At 34.4% G+C, this 9010-nt stretch carries 2 protein-coding genes; both read left to right on the top strand.

Features of this window, described 5'->3' with window-relative positions:
- A partial coding sequence (locus HMPREF2603_RS06800; protein ID WP_186822224.1) for an FIVAR domain-containing protein occupies positions 1-872 on the top strand: 872 nt, incomplete at its 5' end.
- A gap of 471 nt (positions 873-1343) precedes the next feature.
- The gene (locus HMPREF2603_RS06795) at positions 1344-8885 is read left to right on the top strand and encodes a YSIRK-type signal peptide-containing protein (protein ID WP_070502009.1); all 7542 of its coding nucleotides are present in this window, start codon (positions 1344-1346) and stop codon (positions 8883-8885) included.
- The last annotated feature ends 125 nt before the right edge of the window (positions 8886-9010 follow it).

The raw sequence follows: 9010 nt of genomic DNA, 5'->3' as shown, positions 1-9010 counted from the left end.
CACTTGAAGCGTTGAAAGCAGAGCTTGAAAAAGCCAAAGCAATTAATAAAGACGATTACACACCAAACAGTGTAAAACCGTTAGTTGATGCAATGGCAGTTGCACAAGGTATTGTGAACAATCCGGAATCTGTAAATGTTGATCAAATCAAAGCAGCTACACAAGCATTGAAAGATGCGCAAGCAGGCTTAGTTGCGAAAGCAGATAAAACAGAACTTGAAAAAGCAATCAATAACGCAGAAGGTTTAACGTTAGATCCAAAAGATAAAGAAGATAAAGCAGTACAAGACGCATTAGACAAAGCAAAAGCAGTACAAGCAGATGCTAATGCGACACAAACAGAAGTTGACGCTGCTAAAGATGCATTGAACAAAGCAGTTGAAGCTAAAGCAACTCAAGATAAAGCTGATGCATTAGCTGAATTACAAAAAGCTTTAGATAAAGCACAATCAACAGATAAAACTAAATACACACCTGAATCAGTAGAAAAATTAGATGTATCAGTGAATACTGGTAAAGCGATTGTTGAAAATTCTAAAGAGGTATCAATCAAAGATATTCAAGAAACAACAAAAGCTATCGAAGATGCATTAAAAGCTTTAGAAGTTATTAAAGCTCCTAAAATTGAAAAAGAAACTGATAAAGTTAAATCAACATCAGGTAAATCAGTTGAAAGAACATCTGATAAAGCAGTTAAGAAATCAGAAGGTTCAAAAGCACAAACTAAAGCAAATAAAGCCAAAGTATTACCAAACACAGGTCAAGAAACTCCAGCAGATCCTAAATATGCTACATTAATGTTAGCAATTGGTGGTTTAATGGCATTGTTCGGCAGACGTAAAAAAGAAGATAAAGATAATACAGAAAAATAATCAAATCAACTTTTGAGCACTAAACAGTAAAAGATTTGAGAAAGTATTCACCCCTAGTTGGAATAATCTCCAGCTAGGGGTGTTTGCTTTTTATTAAGTTTTGAAGAATGCATCAATATGAATTATTTATATGACAAGGCTACATTGATTTTATGTACTTTTAACAGATTTATGTTTCTGTCTATTAAGTTCTCATTACATAATTGTAAAAATGAAATTAAAAAACTGAGTTAAAATATATGATTTAGAACCTTAAATGTGAGAGGAATGGTCGGTTTTGATAACAGAGGTATGTATTCACGCCTGTGTTTTCAACAATCAATATGAATTTTGCATTGTTTTCCCAAATAAAAAAGAATGAATTTAACGATATTTTACTACTAAAACATAAAATTTATATCATATACAATTGGGCAATACAATATTATAATAAAGATGTAGTAGAAATATACTAGTATCGGAGGACATCATATGAAAAAATTGGACTTTTTGCCTAACTTAAGAAATAGATACTCTATTAGAAGATTTACTGTAGGCACAGCATCTATTCTAATTGGATCTCTATTATTCTTAGGTCATAGCGGCGAAGCCAAAGCAGCAGAGAATATAAACGATAACAATACAGTTGTAGAGGCTTCTAATGATAGTAGTACGACACAACAAGCACCTGAGGAAAATAACAAAACGTCACTTGAAAAAACAGTTGATGCTACACAACAGCAAACTGATAATAAAGCACAAACGCAAAATGCATTAGAAGAAGTTAAAAAACAAGCTACTACAGAGATTACTTCACTTAAAAATTTAAACAAAGAAGAAGTTGACAGTTATACTCTAGAAGTACAACAAGCAGATTCAGAATCAACTGTCCACGCTATAGTTGAAAAAGCTAAAGCAGCAGCACAAGCAGTTGAACAAAAAGAAGAGTCAATTCAAACACAAAAAACTGAAAATTCAAAAGAATCAACAGAAGTAACTGTTGAAAAAACAAAAGAAACACCTTCTACTGAAGCTGAACCAGTGAAAACAGAAGCAACTGTTGAGAAAGCATCAGAACCTGTTACTGAAAACAAGGAAAAAGCTCCTGAATCAGTAGTAACTCCTGCAACTGAGCCAGCAGTAGAAAAAGCGGTTGAAACAGTAACTGAAACACCTGTATTGTCTACAGTACAAAAAGTAGAAAAAGTAAAAGCAGACTTGAGTAATGACTATGACAGTGCCAAAGTGGATGCAGTTCTAGCAGTTATTGATACTACTGACTTAACACCAGAACAATTAAAATCAGAAGTATTAAGACTCTTACTTGAAGAAGCATCAGCTCAAAAAGACTTATTTAGCCCTCAAGCAACTTTACCAAGAACAGGTGAAGAAGCTTCAGGTTATTCAACAAGAGCAGCTGTTACTGCAAGAGACATCAGAAAATTAGATTCTGCTATTGCATCAGCTGAAAAATTAGAACCATTAAATCCAGATAATCCTTATGACAAAATTATTCAAGAAAAATTGAATATAGCTAAAAGTCTTAAAGGGGATGCAGCTGCTACTCAAGAACAAGTACAAACTGCAACAGCTGAGTTAACGGCAGCAGTTACTCAAAAAGGTTATCAAGAAGCTTTAGCAAAATTGCAAGAAGTTATTAAAGAAGCAAAAGCTGTAGACACAACTTTATATACACCATTATCAGCTCAAAAATTTTTAGAAGCTATTTCAAATGGTGAAGCGAGCGCTGCCGAACCAAAATCTACAGCTACAACTTTAAGCAAAAGAGCGAATGCCATAGAAACTGCAAAAGATGCGCTTATTTTGATTCCTGATAAAACGGAACTTAAAAAATTAATAGATAGAGCAGCTGCAATAACTGGATTAGATTATGGAATTTCAGAAAATGCTGTACTTAAAGATAGATTAAACTTTGCTAAACAAGTTTATGAATATGGTGAAAGTTCACAAGCAGAAGTTGATCAAAAAGCAAAAGACTTACTTCAAATTCTTAATTTTAGAGAATATCAAGAAGCATTAAATCGTTTACAAGCAGCAATCGATGATGCTAAAACTATCAATCAATCAGAATATACACCAGCAACAGCTACTCCATTTGATAGTGCAATTAAAGCAGGGGAATATCTAGCTGCTAATAATGTTATAAGTGTTACAGCGTTAAATACTGATGTGACTATTCCATCACCTGAAAAATTCGATGCAGCAACAAAAGCTATAAAAGATACTAAAGCTCAATTAGAAAGATTAGCAGATAAAACAGAATTAAATAACGCAATTCAAAGTGCAGAATCTGTTGGCCAATTAAATGCAGCAGATCCTGAAGATAAAGCAGTTCAAGATAAATTAGAAGCAGGTAAAGTAGTAAAAGAAGACCCTAATGCAACACAAGATCAAGTTAAAACAGCAACTAACGAATTAAATGATGCGGTCAAACATAAACTTTATCAAGATGCATTAGATGAATTAAATGCAACAATTCAAGATGCTGAAAAAGTAACTAAAGACGCTTATACACCTAATTCTGTAACACCATTTGATTCATCTCTAACTGATGGTAAAACACAAGCAGCAGACACAAATGCAACACCTGAAACTTTAAAAGCATCATCAAAAGCTATAAAAGATGCTAAAAATGCATTAGTTCCAAGAGCAGATAAAGCAACATTGAATCAATCTATTACAACAGCAGAAGCTCTTCAACCATTAGAGGCTGGAGATCCTGAAGATGATGCGCTTAAAACAGCATTAGAAGCTGCTAAAACTGTTCAAGGTGATTTAAATATCGATCAACCTGCAGTTAATAAAGCGAAAACTGATTTAGATAATGCGATAGCAGCTAAAAATTTACAAGATGAATTGGATAAAGAAGATGCTTTAGATGAATTAAGACAAACATTAGAGGATGCTGAAGCTATTGACCCAGCTCAATTTACAACAAGTAGTAATAAAATATTAACTGAAGCTGTGACAAATGCTAAAACTATTTTAGGTTCACCAGGTTCTAAAACAATTGCTGAGATTAAAGCAGCTACAAATGCATTAGTGGATGCACAAGGAGTATTAGTTCCTCAAGCAGATAAAACAGCACTTAAAACAGCAATTAACACAGCTAATGGTTATAACAATCTAAATCCAAATAATCCTGTAGATAAAGCATTACAAGATAAATTAGCAGCAGCAAATGCGGTTAATACAAATGGTGATGCAACAGCTGATCAAGTTAAAACAGCTACAGATGATTTGAATACTGCGATTACAGCTAAAAAAGCTCAAGATGATCAAATTGCTAAAGATGCAGCTGCAAAAAAAGCAGCCCTTGATGCATTAAATGATGAATTGAATAAAGTTAAAGCTTTAGACAAAGCAACATATACACCAAATACAGTGACACCATTAACTGAAAAACAAACAGCAGCCCAAGCCATTGCTGATGCACCGGACACTAAAACAACTGAAGAAATCAATGCCGCAACAAAAGCATTGAAAGACGCTCAAAATGCTTTAGTTCCAAAAGCTAATAAAGACGATTTAAATAATTCAGTTAAAACAGCTGAAGCATTACCATTAAATCCAGCTGATACTGAAGATAAAGCAGTTCAAGATGCATTAGATAAAGCGAAAACAGTTCAAGCTGATGACAACGCAACACAAGATGCGGTTAATACAGCTCAAACTGATTTAGATAACACTGTTGCAGCTAAAAAAGCTCAAGATGCTAAAGATGCAGCCGCAAAACAAGCAGCCCTCGATGCATTAAATGATGAATTGAATAAAGTTAAAGCTTTAGACAAAGCAACATATACACCAAATACAGTGACACCATTAACTGAAAAACAAACAGCAGCCCAAGCCATTGCTGATGCACCGGACACTAAAACAACTGAAGAAATCAATGCCGCAACAAAAGCATTGAAAGATGCCAAAGATGCTTTAGTTCCAAAAGCAGATAAAACTGATTTACAAAAAGCACTCGATACTGCAAAAGCTATTACTGGTTTAGAACCAACTGATAAAGAAGATAAAGCAGTTCAAGATGCTATTGATGCTGCACAAACAGTCAACAAAGATGACAATGCAACACCACAACAAGTGGCAGATGCAACAAAAGCCATCAATGATGCTGTTGCTACAAAAGCGCATCAAGATGCTTTAGATCAATTGAATAAAGCATTAGAAGATGCTGCCAAATTAGATAAAACAGATTATACTGCTGATTCTGTTAAACCATTTTATACAGCAGTAGAAGCGGGTAAAACAGCAGCTGGCGATAACACATCAACAGTTGAAGCATTGAATAATGCGACTAAAGCAGTTCAAGATGCTACTGCACAACTTGTACCAGATAAATCAAAATTAGATACAGCAATTACTGAAGCGAAAGCTTTAGAACCTTTAACTGATTCTAATACAGATCAATTATTGAAAAATGTTTTAAATGCAGCTGAAACTGTTAAAAATAATCCAAATGCGACACCTGAAGAAATCAAAACAGCAACTTGGAATCTTGAAGATGAAATCAATAACAAAAAAGCAGCAGACGCGATTGAAGCTTTAAAATCAGCTGTAAATAAAGCTGAGCAACTTAATGAAGCGAAATATACACCAAATACGTATGAACCGTTAAAAACTGCAATGACTGAAGGACAAAAAATCATCAACAACCCTCCATCTGCTGATACACCAGCAACACTTGCGAAAGCAAAACAAATTGAAGAATTAGTGAATGCTTTGAAAGAAAGAGCAGATAAAACTGAACTTGGCAATGCTTTAGATAAAGCAATTGCATATGGTGATTTAAATCCTAATGATGCAGAAGACAAAGCATTACAAGATGCAGTTACTGCAGGTCAAAAAGTAAATGGTGACGGTAATGCGACTACTGAAGAAGTTGCTAACGCAGTTAAAACAATCAATGATGCGATTGCCGCAAAAGAACGTCAAGATGCTGTAGACGAATTAACTAAAGCTATCAATGACGCAAAAGCAGTCAATAAAGATGACTACAAACCAAATACAGTAACACCATTCGAAACAGCAGTCACAGCTGGTGAAACTGCGAAAGATGACGCAACTAAAACAGTTGAAGAAATCAAAGCAGCTACAAAAGCAATTACTGATGCTAAAAATGCATTAGATAAAAAAACGGATAAAACAGAATTGAACACATCTGTGACAACAGCTGAAAATTTAGGTGCGCTTGATACAAATGATAAAGAAGATAAAGCTGTTCAAGACGCTTTAGACAAAGCTAAAACAGTACAAGCTGATCAAAATGCAACGCAAGAAGCAGTGAATACAGCTAAAACTGAATTAGATAATGCGTTAAATGCTAAAAAAGCACAAGATACTAAAGAAGCTGTTGAAAAACAAAATGCTTTAGATGCATTGAAAGCAGAGCTTGAAAAAGCAAAAACAGTTAATAAAGAACTTTACACTACAAACAGCGTAAAAGTTTTAACTGACTCTGAAACTGCAGGACAAAATGTAGTTGATAATGCAGCTAAGAAAACAACTCAAGAAATTGAGGAAGCAACAAAAGCATTGAAAGATGCTCAAGCAAACTTAGTTTCAAAAGCAGATAAAACAGAACTTGTGAAAGCTCTTGAAAAAGCAAAAACTTTAGGTGACTTAGTCGCGACTGACAAAGAAGACAAAGCCGTTCAAGATGCAGTAACAGCAGGTGAAGCTGTTAACGAAGATCACAATGTAACACAAGAACAAGTTGCTTACGCAACAAAAGCAATTAACGATGCGATTGCTGCAAAAGAACGTCAAGATGCTTTAGATGCTTTAACAAAAGCTATTAAGGAAGCAAACTCAGTATTTAAAGATGAATACAAACCAAACACAGTCACTCCATTAGAAGAAGCTGTTAAAGCTGGTGAAACAGCTCGTGCTGATGCTACTAAGACTGTTGAAGAGTTGAAACAAGCAGCACAAACAATTACTGATGCTCAAAATAAACTTGAACTTAAAGCAAATAAAGAAGAATTGAATAAAGTTGTTAAAACTACTGAAACTTTAGAGCTTAATCCAGCTGATAAAGAAGATAAAGCGGTTCAAGATGCATTAAATACTGCTAAAGAAGTTCAAGCAGATCAAAACGCATCACAAGAAACAGTTGATAAAGCTAAAACTAATCTTGAAAATGCAGTAAAAGCTAAAACAACTCAAGATAAAGTAGACGCATTCAACAAAGCGCTTGATGCATTGAAAGCAGAACTTGAAAAAGTAAAAACTATCGACAAAGACTTCTACACTCCTAATAGTGTTAAACCAGTTACAGATGCTGAAACTGCAGGTCAAACTATTGTAAATAATTCTGCTGATAAAACAGTTGAAGAAATCAATAAAGCAACACAAGACTTGAAAGAAGCGCAAAAACATTTAGTAGAAAAAGCTGACAAAGTTGAACTTGATAAAGTGATCGACACAGCAGAAAATACTGAATTGAACGTTAATGATAAAGAAGACAAAGCGGTTCAAGATGCTTTAGATAAAGCAATCAAAGTACAAGAAGACTTCAACGCAACACAAGAAGAAGTCGACAAAGCTCAATCTGATTTAGCAAAAGCACTTGAAACAAAAGCAACTCAAGATAAAGCTGATCAAGTGAATGCTGCATTAGAAGTATTGAAAAAAGAACTTGAAAAAGTAGCTTCAATCGATAAATATGCATATACTCCAAACAGTGTAGAACCATTAACTAAAGCTGAAACAACAGGTCAAGCTATCGTGAAAAATTCTGCTGGTAAAACAGTTGAAGAAATCAATAAAGCAACACAAGACTTGAAAGAAGCGCAAAAACATTTAGTAGAAAAAGCTGACAAAGTTGAACTTGATAAAGTGATCGACACAGCAGAAAATACTGAATTAAACGTAAATGATAAAGAAGATAAAGCAGTCAAAGATGCTTTAGACACAGCTATCAAAGTTCAAGAAGACTTGAATGCAACACAAGAAGAAGTCGACAAAGCTCAATCTGATTTAGCAAAAGCGCTTGAAAATAAAGCAGCTCAAGACAAAGCTGATCAAGAAAAAGTACAAGCGTTCAACAAAGCACTTGAAGCATTGAAAGTACAACTTGCAAGCTCAAGAACAGTGGTTAAAGATAACTTCACACCAAACAGCGTTGCTCCATTCGAAGATGCACAAGCGGTGGCACAAGGTATCGTAAATAATCCAGAATCTGTAACAGTGGAACAAGTTGTCAAAGCAACAGAAGTCTTGAAATCAACACAATCAAGCTTAGTAACCAAAGCAGATAAATCAGAACTTGAAAAAGTAATCGAAACTGCTGAAGGTTTAGATTTGAACGTGACTGATAAAGAAGACAAAGCTGTAAAAGACGCATTAGATACAGCAGTGACTGTTGAAGCAGATCAAAATGCGACTCAAGAATCTGTGGACAAAGCACAATCTGATTTAGAAAAAGCACTTGAAACTAAAGCGGCTCAAGATAAAGCAGATGCAGTTGCGAAAGCCAAAGCAGACGCTTTAGCTGAACTTGAAAAAGCATTAGATAAAACTGAAACAATTGATAAATCTAAATACACTCCAGAATCTGTTGAAAAATTAGATCAAGCAGTTGTAGATGGAAAAGTCATTGTTGAAAAAGCAGATAATGTTTCAGTTCAAGATATTAAAGAAGCAACTAAAGCAGTTGAAACTGCATTGAATGGTCTAGAAAAAGTTAAAGCTTCTGCGAAAGAAACAGGAAAAACAACTGATTCTACACCAAATACAGCTAAATCTGATACAAAATCTGATGTGAAAGCACAAGATAAACAAACATCTAAAGCTACAAAAGCTACAAAAGAAGGTACAAAAGCTGAAGCAACTAAAGCTAAAGCTGAAAATGCAGGCAAAAATAAAGCGAAAGCATTACCAGAAACAGGTCAAGATGTTTCATCTATCGACCCACAATATGCTTCATTAATGTTTGCGATTGGTGGTTTAATGATGTTCTTCAGAAAACGTAAAAATGAAGACAAAGATAACACTGAAAAATAATCCGTTCTTTCAAAAGAATGATTAAGTAAGTGTGCACCTCTGTGATCGATTTGATATCGAAAGCAGGGGTGCTTTTGTGTTTTTATTGGAATTTTAAGGTAGAGATTTATCTTATTTATTTCAGT

It is taken from the genome of Staphylococcus sp. HMSC055C03 (genome assembly GCF_001809385.1).
In the GTDB taxonomy this organism is placed as follows: Bacteria; Bacillota; Bacilli; order Staphylococcales; family Staphylococcaceae; genus Staphylococcus; species Staphylococcus simulans.
Note: the sequence above shows the minus strand (reverse complement) of the source record. Positions and strands in the feature narration are given on the sequence as shown.

What these genes read in the sequence shown, in the direction of transcription:
- HMPREF2603_RS06795 (WP_070502009.1), top strand. Translation starts at nt 1,344, where the DNA reads ATGAAAAAATTGGACTTTTTGCCTAACTTAAGAAATAGATACTCTATT.